The organism is Hyphomonas sp. FCG-A18, assembly GCF_045287255.1.
Lineage (GTDB): Bacteria > Pseudomonadota > Alphaproteobacteria > Caulobacterales > Hyphomonadaceae > Henriciella.
The window spans coordinates 427851-445840 of sequence record NZ_CP137142.1; the positions used below are offsets into that span (position 1 = coordinate 427851).

Annotated in this window: 19 protein-coding genes and 1 riboswitch; of the genes, 8 read left to right on the plus strand and 11 right to left on the minus strand. The window is 56.9% G+C overall.

Features of this window, described 5'->3' with window-relative positions; all coding sequences use genetic code 11:
- Nucleotides 1–39: 39 nt before the first annotated feature.
- The 3 genes from RYZ27_RS02115 to RYZ27_RS02125 all read right to left on the minus strand — a co-directional run bounded on the left by RYZ27_RS02115 (nucleotide 40) and on the right by RYZ27_RS02125 (nucleotide 4760).
- The gene (locus RYZ27_RS02115) at nucleotides 40–2025 is read right to left on the minus strand and encodes a DEAD/DEAH box helicase (protein WP_406680711.1); all 1986 of its coding nucleotides are present in this window, start codon (nucleotides 2023–2025) and stop codon (nucleotides 40–42) included.
- A 114-nt stretch (nucleotides 2026–2139) separates the two neighbouring features.
- Entirely contained in the window at nucleotides 2140–2802 is a 663-nt protein-coding gene (locus RYZ27_RS02120) for a hypothetical protein (protein ID WP_406680712.1), read from the minus strand.
- A 146-nt stretch (nucleotides 2803–2948) separates the two neighbouring features.
- Nucleotides 2949–4760 carry an aminopeptidase P family protein gene (locus RYZ27_RS02125; protein ID WP_406680713.1) on the minus strand — a complete coding sequence of 604 codons (1812 nt, stop codon included), beginning with the start codon at nucleotides 4758–4760 and terminating at the stop codon, nucleotides 2949–2951.
- 159 nt (nucleotides 4761–4919) lie between these two features.
- On the opposite strand from RYZ27_RS02125, the gene RYZ27_RS02130 reads away from it, so the two are divergent.
- On the plus strand, nucleotides 4920–5132 hold the full coding sequence (locus RYZ27_RS02130) for a hypothetical protein (RefSeq protein ID WP_406680714.1): 213 nt from the start codon (nucleotides 4920–4922) through the stop codon (nucleotides 5130–5132).
- Here the strand turns inward: RYZ27_RS02130 and RYZ27_RS02135 are convergent.
- Nucleotides 5129–5989 (minus strand): 50S ribosomal protein L11 methyltransferase, encoded by an 861-nt coding sequence (locus RYZ27_RS02135; RefSeq protein WP_406680715.1) that lies wholly within the window; start codon nucleotides 5987–5989, stop codon nucleotides 5129–5131. The two genes, RYZ27_RS02130 and RYZ27_RS02135, sit on opposite strands and share 4 nt — an antisense overlap.
- A 10-nt stretch (nucleotides 5990–5999) precedes the next feature.
- The gene (pip, locus tag RYZ27_RS02140) at nucleotides 6000–6956 is read right to left on the minus strand and encodes a prolyl aminopeptidase (RefSeq protein ID WP_406680716.1); all 957 of its coding nucleotides are present in this window, start codon (nucleotides 6954–6956) and stop codon (nucleotides 6000–6002) included.
- Nucleotides 6957–7039: 83 nt separating this feature from the next.
- Here pip and RYZ27_RS02145 point away from each other — a divergent pair, with 83 nt between their 5' ends.
- The 3 genes from RYZ27_RS02145 to RYZ27_RS02155 all read left to right on the plus strand — a co-directional run bounded on the left by RYZ27_RS02145 (nucleotide 7040) and on the right by RYZ27_RS02155 (nucleotide 8867).
- Nucleotides 7040–7711 (plus strand): hypothetical protein, encoded by a 672-nt coding sequence (locus RYZ27_RS02145; protein ID WP_406680717.1) that lies wholly within the window; start codon nucleotides 7040–7042, stop codon nucleotides 7709–7711.
- Between the two features lie 69 nt (nucleotides 7712–7780).
- The gene (locus RYZ27_RS02150) at nucleotides 7781–8206 is read left to right on the plus strand and encodes a hypothetical protein (protein ID WP_406680718.1); all 426 of its coding nucleotides are present in this window, start codon (nucleotides 7781–7783) and stop codon (nucleotides 8204–8206) included.
- Between the two features lie 277 nt (nucleotides 8207–8483).
- Nucleotides 8484–8867: a response regulator gene (locus tag RYZ27_RS02155; protein WP_406680719.1), complete on the plus strand. Its 384-nt coding sequence runs from the start codon at nucleotides 8484–8486 to the stop codon at nucleotides 8865–8867.
- Here RYZ27_RS02155 and RYZ27_RS02160 read toward each other — a convergent pair.
- The 6 genes from RYZ27_RS02160 to RYZ27_RS02185 all read right to left on the minus strand — a co-directional run bounded on the left by RYZ27_RS02160 (nucleotide 8864) and on the right by RYZ27_RS02185 (nucleotide 13105).
- Nucleotides 8864–10024 (minus strand): acyl-CoA dehydrogenase family protein, encoded by a 1161-nt coding sequence (locus RYZ27_RS02160; protein WP_406680720.1) that lies wholly within the window; start codon nucleotides 10022–10024, stop codon nucleotides 8864–8866. The genes RYZ27_RS02155 and RYZ27_RS02160 overlap by 4 nt on opposite strands.
- 8 nt (nucleotides 10025–10032) lie before the next feature.
- Entirely contained in the window at nucleotides 10033–10950 is a 918-nt protein-coding gene (gene metA / locus RYZ27_RS02165; RefSeq protein WP_406680721.1) for a homoserine O-succinyltransferase, read from the minus strand.
- A gap of 67 nt (nucleotides 10951–11017) precedes the next feature.
- Nucleotides 11018–11095: riboswitch (SAM riboswitch) on the minus strand.
- Between the two features lie 11 nt (nucleotides 11096–11106).
- Entirely contained in the window at nucleotides 11107–11379 is a 273-nt protein-coding gene (locus tag RYZ27_RS02170; RefSeq protein ID WP_406680722.1) for a TfoX/Sxy family protein, read from the minus strand.
- Nucleotides 11376–12053 (minus strand): helix-turn-helix transcriptional regulator, encoded by a 678-nt coding sequence (locus RYZ27_RS02175; RefSeq protein WP_406680723.1) that lies wholly within the window; start codon nucleotides 12051–12053, stop codon nucleotides 11376–11378. The genes RYZ27_RS02170 and RYZ27_RS02175 overlap by 4 nt, the downstream gene beginning before the upstream one ends.
- On the minus strand, nucleotides 12053–12358 hold the full coding sequence (locus RYZ27_RS02180; protein ID WP_406680724.1) for an antibiotic biosynthesis monooxygenase family protein: 306 nt from the start codon (nucleotides 12356–12358) through the stop codon (nucleotides 12053–12055). Before RYZ27_RS02180 ends, RYZ27_RS02175 begins: the two co-directional genes overlap by 1 nt.
- Before the next feature lie 81 nt (nucleotides 12359–12439).
- A complete protein-coding gene (locus RYZ27_RS02185) occupies nucleotides 12440–13105 on the minus strand; it encodes a tetratricopeptide repeat protein (protein ID WP_406680725.1) in 666 nt (221 codons plus the stop codon).
- A 119-nt stretch (nucleotides 13106–13224) separates the two neighbouring features.
- Between RYZ27_RS02185 and RYZ27_RS02190 the strand changes: the two genes are divergently transcribed.
- The 4 genes from RYZ27_RS02190 to RYZ27_RS02205 all read left to right on the plus strand — a co-directional run bounded on the left by RYZ27_RS02190 (nucleotide 13225) and on the right by RYZ27_RS02205 (nucleotide 17961).
- Nucleotides 13225–14196 (plus strand): oxidoreductase, encoded by a 972-nt coding sequence (locus RYZ27_RS02190; protein ID WP_406680726.1) that lies wholly within the window; start codon nucleotides 13225–13227, stop codon nucleotides 14194–14196.
- A gap of 68 nt (nucleotides 14197–14264) precedes the next feature.
- Entirely contained in the window at nucleotides 14265–14981 is a 717-nt protein-coding gene (locus tag RYZ27_RS02195) for a TVP38/TMEM64 family protein (protein ID WP_406680727.1), read from the plus strand.
- Nucleotides 14982–15158: 177 nt separating this feature from the next.
- On the plus strand, nucleotides 15159–16691 hold the full coding sequence (locus RYZ27_RS02200; protein ID WP_406680728.1) for a 2-isopropylmalate synthase: 1533 nt from the start codon (nucleotides 15159–15161) through the stop codon (nucleotides 16689–16691).
- 229 nt (nucleotides 16692–16920) lie between these two features.
- A complete protein-coding gene (locus tag RYZ27_RS02205; protein ID WP_406680729.1) occupies nucleotides 16921–17961 on the plus strand; it encodes a rod shape-determining protein in 1041 nt (346 codons plus the stop codon).
- The last annotated feature ends 29 nt before the right edge of the window (nucleotides 17962–17990 follow it).

Genomic DNA, 17990 nt, shown 5'->3' on the forward strand with positions numbered 1-17990 from the left:
TCTAGTTCACTTTAGTCTTGCAGGCTATGCGCCATAGCGTCATCCGTCCGTTTTGCGGGGCTTCTTCTTGACGATGCGCGCGGTTCCAGAAGCCGCTTCTGTATGGCGTGGCTTGCGTGGTTTCTTTCCCGCTTTATCCGGTGCCCACTTTGGTTTGCCCTTGTCTTTTGGGTTGGGCTTGTTCTTCGCCTTGCGCGGATCATCGTCGGCCCAGCGGGCTTTCTTCTTTCGTGGTTCCTCGTCGCGGTTGCGGGCAGGGCGATCGCCATCTTTTGCAAAGCGCGGTTTGCCTTTGAAAGGTGGCTTGCCGCCTTGCTTGCCTTTAAAGCCCGGCTTGCGAGGGCCTTTGCTGTGATACTCATCCTCGGCTGGCGGGCCGCTGGCGCGGTTAACCGTCAGGCTCTTATCGATCCGGCCTTCCGGGCCACCTTTGGTGATGATCGTGTCGGCTGCATCAGGCTTTAGCTCAACATGGGTCAGGGTTGCCCCGATCCGGATATTACCAATCTGATCCCGCGTGATGCCGCCAGCCTTGCAAAGCATGGGCAAGATCCATTTTGGGTCGGCATTGGTTTTACGGCCCACACTGAGCGTGATCCATGCGCCATCGGCGAAATCTGGCTCCTGCTTGCGCGAGCGGCGTTTATCCTCGCGGGGGAAGCGATCTTCCCGGTGACGGGACCTGCGGTCATCACGCGCGCCGAAATCATCATCCACTTCGCGAATGTCTTCGGGGGCAGAGCGACCTTCGCGTTGGACGCGAATGAAGGCGGCAGCGATCTGGTCCGCGCCATATTTAGCCAGTAAAGCCGTGGCTAAGGGGCGCTCGCCATCGCGAATGGGATCAGACAGGGTTTCATGATTGAGCAGGCGCGCATCGTCCTGCGCTTCAATATCGGCGACGCTTGGAGGATTGGCCCATACGGCTTCAACGCCCGCATCCTGAAGCAAGCGCTCTGTTCTACGGCGCGAGCGAACCGGAACGATCAGCGCGCAGACACCCTTACGGCCCGCGCGGCCTGTCCGACCAGAACGATGTAACAGGCCTTCTTTATTACGCGGCAGCTCAGCGTGAACCACCAGATCAAGCCCCGGCAGGTCGAGCCCACGGGCCGCCACATCCGTCGCCACACACACGCGCGCGCGGCCATCGCGCATGGCCTGAATGGCATTGGTACGCTCTTTCTGGGTGTACTCGCCAGACAGGGCGACCACGGAGAATCCGCGATTGTTCAGGCGGCTGGTCAGGCGGTTCACCGCATCACGGCGTGAGACAAAAACGATCGCATTCTGCGCATCATGAAAGCGCAGGACATTGATCACGGCGCTTTCAATGTCGGAGGGCTGAACCGTCAGGGCCTGATACTCAATATCGGCATGCTGGTCCTCGCGAGAGACCGTGTTCACCCGTACCGCATCATTCTGAAAGTTCTCAGCCAGACGCGCAATCGGCTTTGAAACCGTGGCTGAGAACATGAGTGTACGACGATCAAGAGGGGCTTCGGAGAGGATATGTTCCAGCTCTTCACGGAAGCCCATGTCGAGCATTTCATCAGCCTCATCGAGGACGACCGCGCGGATGAGGTCGAGATCGAGACCCCCACGTCGCAAATGGTCGGAGAGACGCCCTGGCGTGCCGACAACCACATGCGTCCCGCGCTCCAGAACCCGGCGTTCCTCACGTGGGTCCATACCGCCGACACAGCAGGCAATGCGGCCTCCGGCTTCCTTGTACAGCCATTGCAGTTCGCGCTGCACCTGCTGGGCCAGCTCCCGCGTTGGCGCAATGATCAGTGCCAATGGTGGCCCGGCCTGCGGGAGTTTCTCCTCGCCTGACAGCAGCGTTTGCGCCATGGCGAGCCCAAACGCGACGGTCTTACCCGATCCGGTTTGCGCCGAGACGAGGAGATCCTCGCCCTCCAGTGCCGGGTCCAGCATCGCCTCTTGCACAGGGGTCAGCGTGTCATAGCCACGCGCCGACAGGGCCAGCGCGAGCGGCGCGGCAATCGTATTTTTCTCAGTCATTTCAGTGCTTTCGCAGTCTCAAAAGGCGCTTTTGTCCACCCTTGGATCTTGCGTCTTGTGCGCCCCCTTTAGAGGCTTTCCATGCCGCTGGCTATGGCTTGTCCTCATACGCGCTTACTTGGGCGCGCGCGTACGATCAGTTGCCCAGGCCAGCACACAAAGGAGCGTATAGGCAAACAGGCCCATAATCGCGAATTGCGGGATCGATGGCGGGTGATCCAGCGGCAAGTGATTGTAAATCTGCAAGAAAATCATGAAGCCGATCAGCGCATAGGGGGCAATCTTCCCCCAGTTCCCCTTGGCCCGCGTGTTTAGGATATAAATCGCCCCGCCAAGCAAAAGCCCCCCGATTTCAACCACTTGCGTCCAGAGCAGGCTGTTCCACAGGCCAAGGCCAACCTTCGGCCCGCCAAACCAAAGCGCGAGGTCCGGGCCATGCGCGATCAGGTCGGTCAGCCAGTGCGAGAACACCGCAAAGCTAATGATCAGGCCCGCCGCCACCGCGCCTGCCCCACGTCGCAAGACGGCATAGAGAATGCCCGCGCCCACCGCCCACAGCACAACAGCAACAAGGCTGTGCGTATAGGGCATATGGTGCAGGTCGAGGATCGAGGCGGGCATGAAGCCGGGCGTGATGTCAAACCGTTCAATACCGAGCAGGACGAGGATCGCCCAGGCAAAATCGACGAGCTGCACGGCCACGAAAAGCTGCCAGAGCGGGATGGCGGGCTTCACCCCGCGCGCGGCAAACGCCGCTGCATAATGGCCGATAAACATGGCTTCCTCCCGATCCTGTCCATCATCACCCACACACCCTATCCCATACTTTATCCCCCAAAAACAGGGGTCTGGAGAGGACTTGGCAAGGATACGCAGGGAGTTAGGGTGGGGACATACAGCACCCGGCGGGGATATGAGAGGGCCTAAAGCGCGGCGCAGGCGGCGTTTAGCCAGTCTTTGACTTCGCCGTCGACCAGGTCGCCAATCTCGGCCATCACGCGCTGGTGATAGTCATCGACCCAGTCGCGCTCCTCACTGCTGAGCAGGCCGGTATCAATCAGGCCACGGGCGAGCGGCGCGAAGGTCAGGCACTCAAAGCCGAGCATGTCACGCTCGCCGCCCTCAATCGGCTCTGGCGGGGTGACATATTGCAGGTTCTCAATCCGGATGCCGTAGGCGCCTTCTTTGTAGAAACCTGGCTCGTTCGAGACGATCATGCCCGGTGCGAGCGGGATGGCGTTCCACGGCTTGGCAATGCGCTGTGGCCCTTCATGCACGCCGAGATAGACGCCGACGCCATGGCCAGTGCCGTGATCATAGTCGAGGCCAGCTTGCCATAGGGCATGGCGGGCGAGAATATCGAGATGGGTGCCGGTTGTCCCCTCCGGGAAGCGGACACGGTCGAGCGCGATATGGCCTTTCAGGACCAGCGTGTAATGGCGTATCATGTCGGCGCTGGGGGTGCCAATCGGGACGGTGCGCGTGATGTCTGTTGTGCCATCAGGATACTGGCCGCCACTGTCGACGAGATAGAGGCTGCCGCGCTCCAGCAGGCGGTTGGAGGCAGAATTGACCCGGTAATGCGGCAGCGCGCCATTGGGGCCAGCGCCGGAAATCGTCTCGAAAGAGAGGTCTTGCAGGCCGGGAAGCTCATTGCGGAAAGATTCCAGCTTCATTGCGGCATCGATCTCTGTGATCTTGCCGGACTGGGCGTCGGTGTCGAGCCAGTGCAGGAAGCGCGTGATCGCGGCACCATCGCGGCGATGAGCGGCGGCAGAGCCTTGTAGCTCAGCGGCATTCTTACAGGCTTTGGGGAGCTGGACCGGGTCCATCTGGGGCAGAATGGTTGCGCCTGCGTCTTCCAGGGTCTGGAAGAACCAGGCTGAGGCGAGACCGGGATCAAGGCTGATTGTCTGCCCCTTTAACTCGCGTAGGCGGGGCTCAAGATCGGTATAGGGTGTCAGCGTCACCTCATTACCGAGATGCGCGCGCAGCCCGTCAGTTTCTTTGGCCGGGTCGAGGAATAGCTCGGCGCTGCCATCACTGCGGATCACTGCGCGGGCGAGCGGCAGGGGGCTACATGCGACATCGCCGCCGCGAATGTTAAACAGCCAGGCGATGGAGGCCGGGGCCGTAATGATGGCGGCGTCAGCCTTGTCCGCGCGCAGGGCTTGCGCGATCTGTTGGCGCTTGTCGTGACTGGACGTGCCAGCATGTTCGATCGCGTGGGGGTGAACCGGGGCTTGCGGCTGGTCCGGGCGCTCGCTCCATGCAAGGTCGATCGGGTTCTCTGTAACGGATTTGACGCGCGCCCCGGCTTTTGTGGCGGCTGCGGTGAAGGTCGCGACATCATTCGGCGTCATCAGCGCCGGGTCATAGCCGATAATGGCGCCGGTGAGGTTTTGCGCCGCGAGCCAGCCGAAGGGGCCGGGATCGGGAACGGCAACCCGCTCGAACAGGTCATGATCGGTCTGATCGGCGGCCTGAATCGTGTAGCGTCCGTCAATGAACAGGACAGCGGTTTCGGCGAGGACCATGGCCGAGCCATAAGAGCCGGTGAATCCGCTGATCCATGCAAGGCGCTCATTGGCATCGGGCAGGTACTCATTCTGGAACTCGTCCTCATGGGGAACATAGAAACCACTCAACCCTTGCTTTGCCATTTCGGCTCGCAGCTTGGGGAGATTTTGACGACCAATCTGTGGGCCGCCCTTAACGTCGAAATTCTGTCTCATACCCTTCAGGTAGCGCGGGAAGGCATAGCGTGCAAAGGGGAAAGTTAGCTATGCGAATATGCATTCACTTCTTCTATTTTGTTTATTTATTTGCAACGAAACATGACTATATTGCGCTGCAACAAAAGATAAAAACTCTCCTCCCAAGGAATTTGAACGATGAAAAATGTAATGATTGCTCGTGGCTATGCTGGCCTGCAGGCGCTGTTTCCAATGATTGGTGCGCGCAAGGTTGAAACTGTAAATGTACAGGAAATCACACCTGTGACGCCAGTCCGGGTTGCGGATGCTGCGCCTGCCAAAACAGAGCGCACACGTGTTCTGGCCAAGCGTAATGCCCGTTTTGCGCGCCGTCTGGCCCGCGCGGCCTAAGCGGCCTTACGAAAGACCAGTGTTGACCATCCGTCGCGGCGGATGCGTTTGACCAGACTGAGTCCGCGCCCGGTATAAGCGGCGCGGACCAAAGGTTCCTGATGGGTCAGCAGACCGGACAGGATGATATGCCCCTTATTGGCAGTCAGGCGGGTAATCTCGCCTGACAGGCCGATCAATGGCCGGGCGAGGATATTCGCAAAAACCAGATCATAGGGCGCTGTGGATTGAATGAGCGCGTTCCCCGATCCGCGTGTGTGATAGGTGCGAAAGCGGTTGGCGACATTATTCTTGGCCGCGTTTTCATTCGCAACATGGACGCTCTGACGATCAATCTCTGTCCCAATGGCGCGCTGAGCCCCGGTTTTGATCGCGGCAATGGCGAGGACGCCAGATCCGGTTCCGACATCAAGCACCTTACCCGGTACGCCCGTGCGCAGCACATGCTCATATCCGAGCAGGCAGCCAAGCGTTGTCCCATGGTGGCCAGTCCCGAAGGCAGGGCCAGCTTCAATCAGGATGTCTGTCTTGCCCGGCGCTGTTCTGGCGAGGGCATGGCTGCCTGCAACAATGAACCGCCCCGCCCGTACAGGCGGTAGTCCCTCAAGTGACAGGGTCACCCAGTCGCGATCCTCTAGCGCCTCAATGGCGGCATTCAGATTTGGCGAGACCTCGGCGATCAGAGCGATACAGGCTTTTGCCGCTTCTTCGGTCTCAGCATAGGCATCCAGCCGCCAGGTCAGGCGCGTGTCTTCCTTGGCATCTACTGCGCCGGCTGGCGACGGATCGGTCCAGGCGAGATGATCCCATGCGGCTTCAATCTCGGCGCGGGGGCCACGGGCTGTGATCTGAAACATGAGTGTTGTCCTATCCGAAACGGCGGCCGAAATCGCGTGTCGCCCGAAGCAGTTTGTCGACAATGCCAGGTTCCATGCTGGAATGACCCGCAGCGGGAATGACGTGCAGATCGGCCTTCGGCCAGGCTTTCTTCAGTGCCCAAGCGGTGGAAAGTGGCGTTACAACATCATAGCGCCCGTGAACGATAATGCCCGGAACGTCCTGTAGTTTGGCAGCCGCCTGTTTCAGTAGCCAGCCATCTTCAGGGAAGAATCCCTCATTGACGAAATAGTGGCATTCAATCCGCGCGAAGGCATCGGCGAATGTGTCTTCCTCAAACCGTTTGGCGAGTGAGGTTGGCCCTTGCAGGGTGACGGTTTCGCCTTCCCAACAGGCCCAGGCTTTGGCGGCGCGGCTGCGCGCAGCGGCGTCGTCCCCTGTCAGGCGTTTATAGAAGGCGTTGAGCAGATCGCCGCGTTCATCCTCCGGGATTGGAGCAATATAACGGTCATAGGAATCCGGGAATAGGCGGCTCGCCCCTTCCTGATAGAACCAGCTCACTTCAGCCTTGGTCAGCAGGAAAATACCGCGCAGGATCAGGCCAATGACGCGTTCTGTATGCGTAACCGCATAGGCCAGAGACAGGGTTGAACCCCATGAGCCACCAAATACGACCCATTTATCGATACCCAGATGCTCGCGCAGGCTCTCAATATCGTCAACCAGCGCCCAGGTATCATTTTCGCGGAGTTCAGAATGTGGCGTGGATTTTCCGCAACCGCGCTGATCCATCAGAATGATGCGATAGATTCTCGGGTCAAAAAAGCGACGCATATCCGGGCTGGAACCACCGCCGGGACCGCCATGCAGACCAATCACAGGAAGGCCGTCCGGGTTGCCCGATTCCTCCCAATAGACCTCGTGCAGGTCGCTAACGCGCAGGAATCCGCTCTTGCGGGCTTCTATAGGTGCATAAAGTTTGAGCATGGATTGCCTTTGTTCATCACCTCTTCACCTATCGGCTGTCAGAATGTGAATAAAGGGGGTGACTCCTTTTTTAGCACCTCCTAATGACTATTGCAGGTGCAAACAGAAATGGCGGGTATTGCCTGATGCGTATTGCAGTGATCGGATTGATCTCCTTACTGGCCCTTGGCGGGTGTGCGACGGTTTCTATGGCACCAGCCTCAATGCTGGTCTCCGCAAATGTCAGTGTTGATCAATCTGACTTCCGCGATAAATGCTCAAGTTTTTCAGATGCTGTTTATGAGCGCGGCTTCGTCACCAAGAGCAATGGTTTCTCGCAAGTCTTCAACATGCTGGCCCATGGCGACAAGGTTGACATGACCGATACGGCCTATCGCGAGCGTGTGCAGATTGATACGGCCAGTCCTGCTGTAGTCTATAAAACTGTTGAAGCGGATGCGACATGGGTTACTGCGCGATTGGATGAGATCACAGCCAAGGTTGAGGGGCTACTCGAAGAGCTTGACGACGAAGACGATCACAAAACCCTGCGTAAGGATATTGTGGCGTTTGAAGAAGCGCTGGTTCTGGCCAAGAAGTCTCGAATGTCTTTCCTGGATGTGATGACTGAGTTGGACGGTCAGGCTGGTCCTGAGCGGTTGGAGGCTGAGCTTGCTCTCACGACAGTAGAAGCCTCAATCGACCGCGCCAGCCGTTATATCGACAAGCTGAGTGACGTTTATGCGTCACTGACTCTGGACGAGCGCATCTCCTAAAGCCTGCTCCTCATCCTAAAGCCCCGAATCGCGATAGCTCCTTTCCACTATGGAATGGGAGGTTCCGCTATGTTGGATGTTATCCGTGATTTTGGTCAGGGTGGAGCCACGCTCCTGTTGGGGCTTGCAACGGGTGCGGGCTGGGTTGCCGCGATTATTGCGCCCAATTGCTTCTATGATGGTCTCGATGCTGGGCGCGCCGATCGGCAGGTGCGCAACCTGCTCAAGGCGGTCTCTGGTCCGACAGCGATTATGCTTTTGGCCGCAGGGGCACTTGGGATATTAGGGGGTGTGATTGGCGCAGCAGTGTGTGCGTTTCTGGCGGCGTTTGGATTCTTCACCAATGCCTGGACTTTGAAAGGGTTCAAGCGGGGTGAAACACCGCCGGGTGCGAAGCGACGTCGGAGCAGTCAACGGATAGTTGCGGTAGGATTGACGCTCTTATTTACATTGGTTGCTGCGATTGGTGCTGGGCTGTCTATGTTTGGTGTTTAGCTTTTTATTTCCTGCTATTTTTTATAATAAATAAATGCGATTATAGTTTTTTCGTATAGTTGTAATTGATTTTTGATTTTCGATTTTTGCGTGATTCTTTGTTGGTGTTTGCATTTTATTAAAGTTTTTTGCTTTATATAGCGCTGTATTTATATGGGCCTCTATTGTAAAAATATGGGGCCCTTAAAAATAGGGGGCGCCGATGCTTAGACAAGCATTGCCAGGTCGTAGCTACAGGTCCGGGGCATCAAGCCAGGATGCTATGTCAGCAGAGCATATGGGACAGCATCTGTCTGGCAGAACAGTTTTGATCGTTGAGGACGAACTGCTTACCGGGATTAGTTTACGCATGGACGCGGAGCGCTATGGGGCTGTTGTTATCGGTCCTACAGCAACCTTACAGGGGACACGTACAGCTATTTCGGACGCAAGTATCGATGTGGCGATCCTTGATGTTCAACTCACCGATGCGGAAGTCTTCCCGGTCGCTGATCAGCTCTACAATGATCGCATACCGATCATTTTCCACACAGGTCATGCGAATGAGATTGCCCTGAATGCGCGTTACCCAGACTGCCGTGTTTTTACCAAGGCCACAGCATCTGCTGAGCTATTGAGAGCGGCGGCACTAATGTTGGCCTGCAATCAGAACGAACGCTAGAGCCGCATCAGGCTGGCGAGATTATTCTTTTGCATATCGCTGGAGCCACCGACAATTGGCATGCCCAGGAGGTCGCGCACGTGACGTTCCATGTCATAAGCATCCGATAGAGCATACGCGCCCATGACCTGTTGGCAGAGCGTGGCGATCTCGACCCCGGTATCCGCCACAAATAGTTTTGCCATGCTGGTTTCGATGCTGCAGGGCTGGCCCGTGTTGGCGAGATGGGCGCCATGATAGAGCATGTGACGCGCAGCCTGTAGCTTCGTGCGGGCAGTGACCAGTTTGTGCCGGATCGCTTGATGCTGCGCTATAGGCTTGCCGAATTGTTCGCGTTCCTGTGCGTATTGCCAGGCCTCTTCAACCGCAGCGCGGGCCACGCCATAGGCAACAGCGGTGATCTCAATCTTCTCTACATCGAGCGCGCGGCCAGCCAGCAGTTTCCAGCCCTTATTCCAATTCTCTTCGCCGCCAACAATCGCAGACTTCGGCAAGCGGACATTGTCGAAATAAACGTCCATGGATTTGGTATAGCGCAGGTTGGAGTGCTCTATCCCCTGCATTGTGATGCCCGGCGTATCGGTCGGGATCAGAACGAAGGTCAGGTTCTTATAACGATCCTCTGGCGAGCCTGAGCGGACGAGGCAGTAGATATAATCTGACCAGTCCGCGCCGGTGCACCAGCGTTTGGCGCCATTGATGACAATCTCATCGCCATCCATCTCCGCGCGCGTTTCGACGCTGGCAAGATCGCCGCCGACATTCGGCTCAGACAGGCCATAGCAGAGGAACATCTCCCCGCGCGCGATCTTGGGCAGGAGGGCCTGTTTCTGCGCTTCTGAGCCATTCTCAGACAGGTTCATCCCGCCATAAAAGGCAGCATGAATGTAAGGCCCTGCGAGGAAAGCCCCGGCCTGTGCCAGCTCCTCGATCACGGCGGTCGCGCCGACAATATCCTGTCCCATCCCGCCATATTCCTCGGGAATAGTCAGGCCGATCAGGCCCATCTCGGCAATCCCTTTGAAAGCCTCACGCGGCCATGTGGACTCCCGATCCCATTCGCGGCGTTTTTCACGCGGAGCATGCTCGGCCACAAAGCGCTGCAGCTGGCGGCGGATTTCGGTAATGTGATCAGGTTCGTCGGTGAAATAGGTCATGGGCGCTGTTATGCACCAATTTCACCAATCTCAAACGGTGTCGTCTGGTAAACCTGATTGATCCAGTTACCGAACAGGAGATGCGCATGACTGCGCCAGCGGTTTTGCGGCGGCGCGGTGGTATCATCATTGGGGAAATAGCCATGCGGTGGGCGAATAGGCTTCCCGGCTGCGGCATCGCGCTGATACTCTTCCTTCAGCGAGGTCGAGTCATACTCGATATGGTTGAAGCAATAGAGATTACGCGCCGCAGGCTCGCTGAGCAGGCAAGGACCAGTGAAATTACTGTCCATCAGGATTTTCAGGGCTGGAGATGCGACAATGTCTGTGCGACGCACTTCGGTCCAGCGACTGACAGGAATCTGGAAATCGTCACTAAAGCCTGACAAGAAAGGTGAGGCCGGATCAAGATTCTGGTGGCGATAGACCCCGAACGCTTTCTCCGCGAGTTGATACTTCGGGATGCCATGAAAATGGTGTGCAGCGGCCATTGCGCCCCAGCAGATGAAAAAGCTGGAATGGACATGTGTACGGGTCCAGTCGAAGATTTGCTTGAGCTCTTCCCAATAGCTGACGTCTTCAAAGGGCAAGGTTTCGATCGGAGCACCGGTAACGATAAAGCCGTCAAACTTGCGATGCTTCACGTCTTCCCAGTTTTGATAGAAACTGATCAGGTGATCCTGCGAGGTATTTTTGGGCGTGTGCCCGCCCACCATGACCAGAGTCATTTCGATCTGTAGGGGGCTCGCGCCGAGCAGGCGGGCGATCTGGGTTTCTGTGCGAATCTTGTTGGGCATCAGATTGAGCAAGCCAATCTGTAGTGGGCGGATGTCCTGACGGATCGCGTCGCTGTCCGTCATGACAGAGACACCCTCGTCAATCAGCACATCGCGCGCAGGCAAGGTATCTGGGATTTTGATCGGCATGAACCGGTCTCCTGTCTTGGCCAGCTTAGCGAGATGACAAGTCGGGAAGGGACCGGGGTGACGTCTGGCATCACACAGCACGGCCTTTTAGCGACTTGTTTAACGTGGCTGCAAGCCGGCCGGCCAAATCACCACGAAGGCAGAAATAGTGCAGACTTATGCAGAGGGCAACACTGATTTCTCGAACTCGGCCTTAAGGGCACGTTTGGTGTGGTCTGGTAAGAGTCGCCAATCCACATCCAGCAAAGCGGCTTCCATCGCATATAGTGCAAGAATAGAGACGCGATTGCCAAAGCGGAATCTTAATCGCGCATAAGCTGCAACAGAGCCGAGCGCGCGAAGGTCGTCGGCATGGTAGATATCGACATCGGCCAGCATACGCTCGGTCTTCAGTCCCAGATTGCGAAGATCAGAAATCGACCCGCTCATTTGTTCTCCATGGCTTGGAGGAAATCCTGATAAGTCTTGCCGGGCTCTGGTCTGAACGTGTCCTTGAGGAGGGTGATGGAGCCAACTCGATCAGCCCGGAATGTGCGAAAATCAGCGCGGTGTTCGCACCATGCCGTCAGCGTCCAGACACTGCCCCAGAACTCAAGATGCAGCGGCCATATGATGCGCTCGGACCTAACTCTCTTGAGGCTGTTATAAAAGATCAGGGCTTTTCGCCTTGTATTTATGGCTTCTCTCAATTGGGCCTGGACAGCGTAATCGTGCTGGGTCGGTTTGATGTAAACCGACATACTTTTCCTGAAGTTTGCCTGCTGACGATCTGTCGGCAAAACCTCATTGATCTTGAGGGCTAGGGCATCCGATGCCTCACCAAGAGCCGCATCCGCAGAAGCGCGGACCAGGGCCATCCCAAGATGGAAGGCTTCCAGTTCCAACGGCGTTAGCGTCAGAGGCGGTAAAAAGATGGGTTCCCTGAGGAGGTAACCAACGCCTCTCTCGCCTTCGATCGCGATACCTGAGGCAACAAGGCTATCAATGTCGCGATAAATTGTACGCAGGGAGACTTCCAGCCGATCGGCAAGCTCCTGGCCGCGCCAAAGGCGACCGCCTCTAAACAGTTGGATCAGTTCAAAGAGGCGGTCAGTTCGGCGCATTAGCTGGCGTTAAGCATCAGGGCGTTATGCTTCAGGTTGATGCTTGACCCATCCAGGTAAGCCATGAATGGCCCAAGCTCGCTTTGCTGCTCGAACTTCGCGGCTGCGGCCTTGGCGTCCTCAAGCGTCGCCCATTCCACGTAATCCATCCACGAGCCATCATCAGCTTTGGAGAGCTGACGTTTGACAAAGCCGTCACAGGATTTGGCAAACTTGGTGACAATTTCAGAAGCTTTCAGGAAAGTGGCTTCATCTGTCCCTTCGGTGAGTTTGAAGGTTACGATTTCAATAGCGTGCTGTGTCATATGAACTCCTTGGTTTTGTTCTGACCAAGGCTGACTAACCTACCTCAACTGACAACATTCTGTCAGTTGGAATCTTTTTATTCAGAAGCCCTTTGGTTTTTCTGTCAGGCCATAGCCGACAATGCGCTCACAGGCCCACTCATAATCGGCGGCGCAGGCATCCTGTAGCAGGCGGGCGCCGCGTTTGCGGTCGGGAAAGCCGCCCTGACCGCGATACAGCATGTTGCCAAGCCCGGCACAGCCTGACGGCTCCTTGGCGCTGCAAGCTTGACTGTAAAGCTTGCGGGCACGAGGCCAATCTGTCTCACCCGCATTGCCCGTATGGTCGATATGAGCTTGCTGCAGGCAGGCCTCAATATGCTTGCCTTGCTCACAGGCCGCCAGGAAATGCATTTCTGCACTGGCATAGTCCTGCGGTGTGCCGAGGCCGCGGCGATACATATCGCCAAGCTTGTAACAATTACGGGCCCAGAAGTCCCGTGGGGCAGTCTTGTCACTGCAAAGCTCGGTATAGGCGCCAAGCGCTTCGTCAAACCAGAACTCAGTGCGGTCGAGATCAACACCATCATCGGCGGTGACGACATCGCGAGCGAGCCCTGTGCTGAACCGCATACCCGTCGCAAGAGCCCGATCCGCATAGATTTCGCGCTGAGTTGGCGGCGTATCGCGCGGTGGCCCGAACTGCGCCAGCGCTGGTAGGGTGAGCGCAAGACTGGCTGTGAGAAACGCGGCAATCCGAACGATCATGAAAACAGCTCCTGTCATTCTATTACACTCTAGATAAGAAGTGGGCAAAAATCTGTCGAGCCTTGCATGACAGGAAATGCGGTGTCACGCTGGTGAAAAATTAGACAGGGAGAGAAAGCATGGCCGCAGAGAATCAGAAACCGATTGGTTCAGGATTTGGGGCCAAGACCCCTGCACTGGAAGTTGTTAAGGGGCTCGACCTGTCGGGCAAGCATGCCGTTGTGACGGGTGGCTATAGCGGCATCGGTATTGAAACGGTGCGCGCCCTGGCCAGTGTCGGCGCAACTGTAACAGTGCCTGCGCGTCGCCCTGATGTTGCCGCTAAGGCGTTGGGCAGTGTTGCTGGTGATATCGAGGTTGCGAGCATGGACCTTGCCGATGTCGCCTCTGTCCGGAAGTTTGCGAGCGAATATGTCGGAACGGGGCGTTCGCTAGATATCCTGATCAATAATGCCGGGATCATGGCTTGCCCTCTTTCGCATGTCGGGCCGGGCTGGGAGCGTCAGTTCGGGGTCAATCACCTCGGTCATATGGCGCTGGCGGTCGGCCTCTTGCCAGCGCTACAGAAAGCCGGGACTTCCCGGTTGGTGGCGCTGTCCTCAACCGCGCATATTCGCGGCGACGTGAACTGGGATGATCCACATTATGAGCGCACAGAATACGATAAGTGGAATGCCTATGCGCAGGCGAAATCTGCCAATGCCCTCTTCGCACTGGGGGCCGACCGCAAATGGGATCAGTATGGCGTGACTGCTTTTGGCGTACATCCGGGCGGTATCTTTACGCCTCTACAGCGCCATCTGAGCGATGAAGAAATGGTCGCGCTGGGCTGGAAGAATGCTGATGGGACAGTCCCGCCGGCTGTTGCCGCCATGTTCAAAACACCGGAGCAGGGCGCTTCAACTGCGACCTGGGCAGCGACCTCACCACAGCTTGAAGGACGCGGCGGAGAGTATTGTGAGGACTGCGATATTGCCCAACTCGCCGGGCCTGACAGCCAGCGCTGGGAACATGCGCGGGAATGGATCTGTGATGAGGAGAAAGCCGATCGCCTGTGGGCGATGAGCGAGGAAATGCTGGCACAGGTGTAAGCGCTTTGTAATTTGCTGATCTGTCGTGCTGGGTTGACCTGATGTCCTTACAGACGCAGGGAGAACTTATGGAAACGACACCGCCAGTAGAGGCCCAAAAGGCCACTAAAAGCCATCTCGGTCTCTGGGGTGGCTTGGCGGTATTAGTGTTTATTCTTGCACTATTCCTGTTTGGAAAATACACCGATTTTATCAATCTTGAGGCGTTGCAGGAAGCGATCAGGCTGTTTGCTGAAGGGCCTTGGGGTGTTCCGGCGCTGATCCTGACCTTTTGTGCCTGTGCCTTTATCGGCGTGCCGCAATTCGTTTTGATTGGTGTTGCGGTCTATGCGTTCGGACCCGTCTGGGGCGCAGTCTGGTCCTGGGTGGCAACGCTCTGTTCCGGTACAGTGACCTTCTGGCTTGGGCGGTTTTTCGGCGAAACCACTTTGGAGCGACTGGGCGAGGGGCGGATTAAACGGTTTACGCGTTTTGTTGCCCGCAATGCCTTTGCGGCCAGTGCGATTGTTCGCAATGCGCCAGCTGGCCCCTTCCTGATGGTGAACATGGTGTTCGGGGCCGTGCGCGCGAAGTATCTGCACTATCTTGGCGGCATGGCGCTGGGGATTATTCCAAAGATCGCGATTGTCGCCTTTGGCATGCAGGCGATTGAAGCGGCCTTAGGGGGCAATATCTGGTTGGCAGTTGGTGCAGCTTCGGTAGCGCTGGCTTGTTTCGTTGGGGGACTTCTCTATGTGCGCTATCGCCGTCGCAAAGGGGAAAATATTGCGCTAGGGTCTGATTAGCCTGTTGACAGCACTGCGCTAGAGGCGCATGCGTGCCTTATGCGCAAGAATTTGCCCCTTCTGAGCCTATCTCTCCTTATCGGCCCCTGGCCGGTAGCGACTGCGTTCTAGCGCGCGGGTCCACGGCCAGGGGAAGAGACTTCACCAAGACCTCCTTTCGACTTTCAGGCCAGACCCATGAGCGATAACAGCGATATTATTATTTTTGACACCACAATGCGCGATGGCGAGCAATCGCCCGGCGCGTCCATGACCCATAATGAGAAGCTGGCGCTCGGCGAACTGCTTGAGGCGATGGGCGTGCATGTGATCGAGGCGGGTTTCCCAGCCGCCTCCCAAGGCGACTTTGAGGCGGTGAGCGAGATTGCCCGGCGCTCCAAGACAGCGACTATTTGTGGCCTCGCCCGCTCAACACCGGGGGATATCGAGCGCTGCGCTGCCGCTGTGCGCCATGCTGCCAAGCCACGCATCCATACTTTCATCTCGACCAGCCCGGTACACATGAAGCATAAGCTGAAAATGGGTGCGAATGCTGTGTTGGAGGCTGTGGGGCGCTCCGTGGCGCAGGCGCGTAATCTGGTTCCGGATGTCGAGTGGAGCCCGGAAGATGCAACCCGGACCGAGTTCGATTTCCTCTGTAAATGTATCGATGCGGCGATCACCAGTGGTGCGACGACGATCAATATTCCCGATACAGTCGGATACTCCCACCCGGAAGAGTATGGGAACCTGATCCGCAGTTTGCGCGAAGCGATCCCGGATAGTGATAAAGTGATCTGGTCGACCCACTGTCATAATGATCTGGGCCTTGCTGTGGCGAACTCAATTGCCGGGGTTCAGGCTGGGGCACGACAGGTTGAATGCACCATAAATGGCCTTGGTGAGCGCGCAGGGAATGCTGCGCTCGAAGAGGTTGTGATGGCGTTCAATGTGCGCCGCGATGGTCTGCCTTTCCAGACCGGGATCGACACGACCAGGCTTTCAACGGCCAGCCATATGGTCAGCCGGATTACCGGCTTCCCGGTTCAGTTCAACAAGGCAATCGTTGGTAAGAATGCTTTCGCGCATGAAAGTGGCATCCATCAGGATGGTATGCTGAAGAATGCCGAAACCTATGAAATCATGAAGCCTGAAGACGTTGGGGTTTCCAAGACCAGCCTCGTCATGGGCAAGCATTCCGGGCGCCATGCCTTCCGCGACAAGCTGGAAAGCCTTGGTTATGAGCTGGACCAGGAAGCGCTGAATGAAGCATTTAAACGGTTTAAGGACCTCGCCGATAAGAAGAAGCACGTCTTTGATGACGATCTGATCGCGCTTGTTGATGATCAGCTGTCAGCTGTGGGTGAGCGTATCTCGTTTGAGAGTCTGCGGGTCGTGGCTGGTTCTCAAGGGCCACAAACGGCGGATATTGTGCTGGTTGTCGATGGCGAGCGTCAGGAAGTGGTGCGCGAAGGCAATGGTCCGGTTGATGCGGTGTTCAATGCGATTAAGGCGATTGTTCCCCATGGCGGTAAGCTGGACCTGTTCCAGGTGCATGCGGTGACCGGCGGGACTGATGCGCAGGCCGAAGTGAGTGTACGCCTGAAGGGGGAGGGTATCATGGCTATGGGGCGCTCATCCGACCCGGATACGCTGGTTGCGAGCGCCAAGGCCTATATCCATGCCTTGAATAAGCTGGAGGCCCGCCGCCTGAAGCGCATGGCGGCGTAGAAGAGTCGTGTACGGCCTGTACGCCTGAGTGTTTGGGGCCAATACCTGCAAACGGCTAGATATCAATAGTGGTGGGAAGCTTGCAGAAAGTGAACGATAAGTTCACAATATCTGTCTGCGGACTCTTGCTTTAATCGAATCTAAACGGCATTGGGGTATGGGGGCTGTGTAACACCAGCAGCGTGATCGGCGATGTGTCGGCACGCCCAGACATGAAGCGGCGCGTAAAATGATTGGAAGCCTACTCGGCGTACTCTCCACAGACATGGCAATTGACCTCGGAACAGCGAACACGCTGGTCTACGTCAAGGGTCACGGGATTCAGCTCGATGAGCCCTCTGTGGTTGCCTATATGAACCAGGGCGGCCGCAAGGTTGTCTATGCGGTTGGGGCTGAAGCCAAGCAGATGCTCGGTAAGACGCCGCTGAACATGGAAGCTATTCGTCCAATGCGGGACGGTGTCATCGCCGACTTTGAAGTCGCTGAAGAGATGATCAAGCACTTCATTCGCAAAGTGCACAATCGCCGCGCTTTTGTCTCACCGATGATCATCATCTGTGTGCCAAGCTCGGCCACAAATGTGGAGCGCCGTGCAATCCACCAGTCTGCGCTGGCTGCTGGCGCGCGTGAAGTTCACCTGATTGATGAGCCGCTGGCTGCCGCGATCGGCGCTGGGTTGCCGATTGAGGAGCCTGCGGGTTCTATGGTCGTTGATATTGGTGGCGGGACAACAGAGGTTGCTGTGCTGTCTCTTGGCGGTCAGGTCTATTCGCGTTCCGTCCGGGTTGGCGGCGACAAGATGGACGAAGCCATTATGGCCTATCTTCGCAAGAATATGGGCATCCTGGTTGGCGAAATGTCTGCTGAGCGGATCAAGAAAGAAATCGGAACCGCGCTCGCCCCGGAAAGCGGTGATGGCATGTCGGTTCAGGTGCGCGGCCGTGGCACGGGCGATGGTGTTCCAAACGAGATTGAGATTAATGAGCGCTTGATGGCGGAGGCGCTAGCTGATCCGGTTTCTGAGATCGTTGAAGCTGTGCGCATTGCGCTTGAGGCCATGCCGCCGGAACTGGCCGCTGACATTGTTGATCGTGGAATTGTCCTGACCGGAGGGGGCGCACTGCTGCGGAACCTCGATACGGTGATCCAGAAACAGGCGCGATTGCCCGTCATGATCGCCGAGGATCCCTTGAAATGTGTCGCGAATGGGTGTGGATTCGTGCTTGAGAATTTCAGCCGGATGAAAAACGTCCTGTCACCTGAAGTGTGATATAGCGACCGTATAAGCCGCTTTTGAAA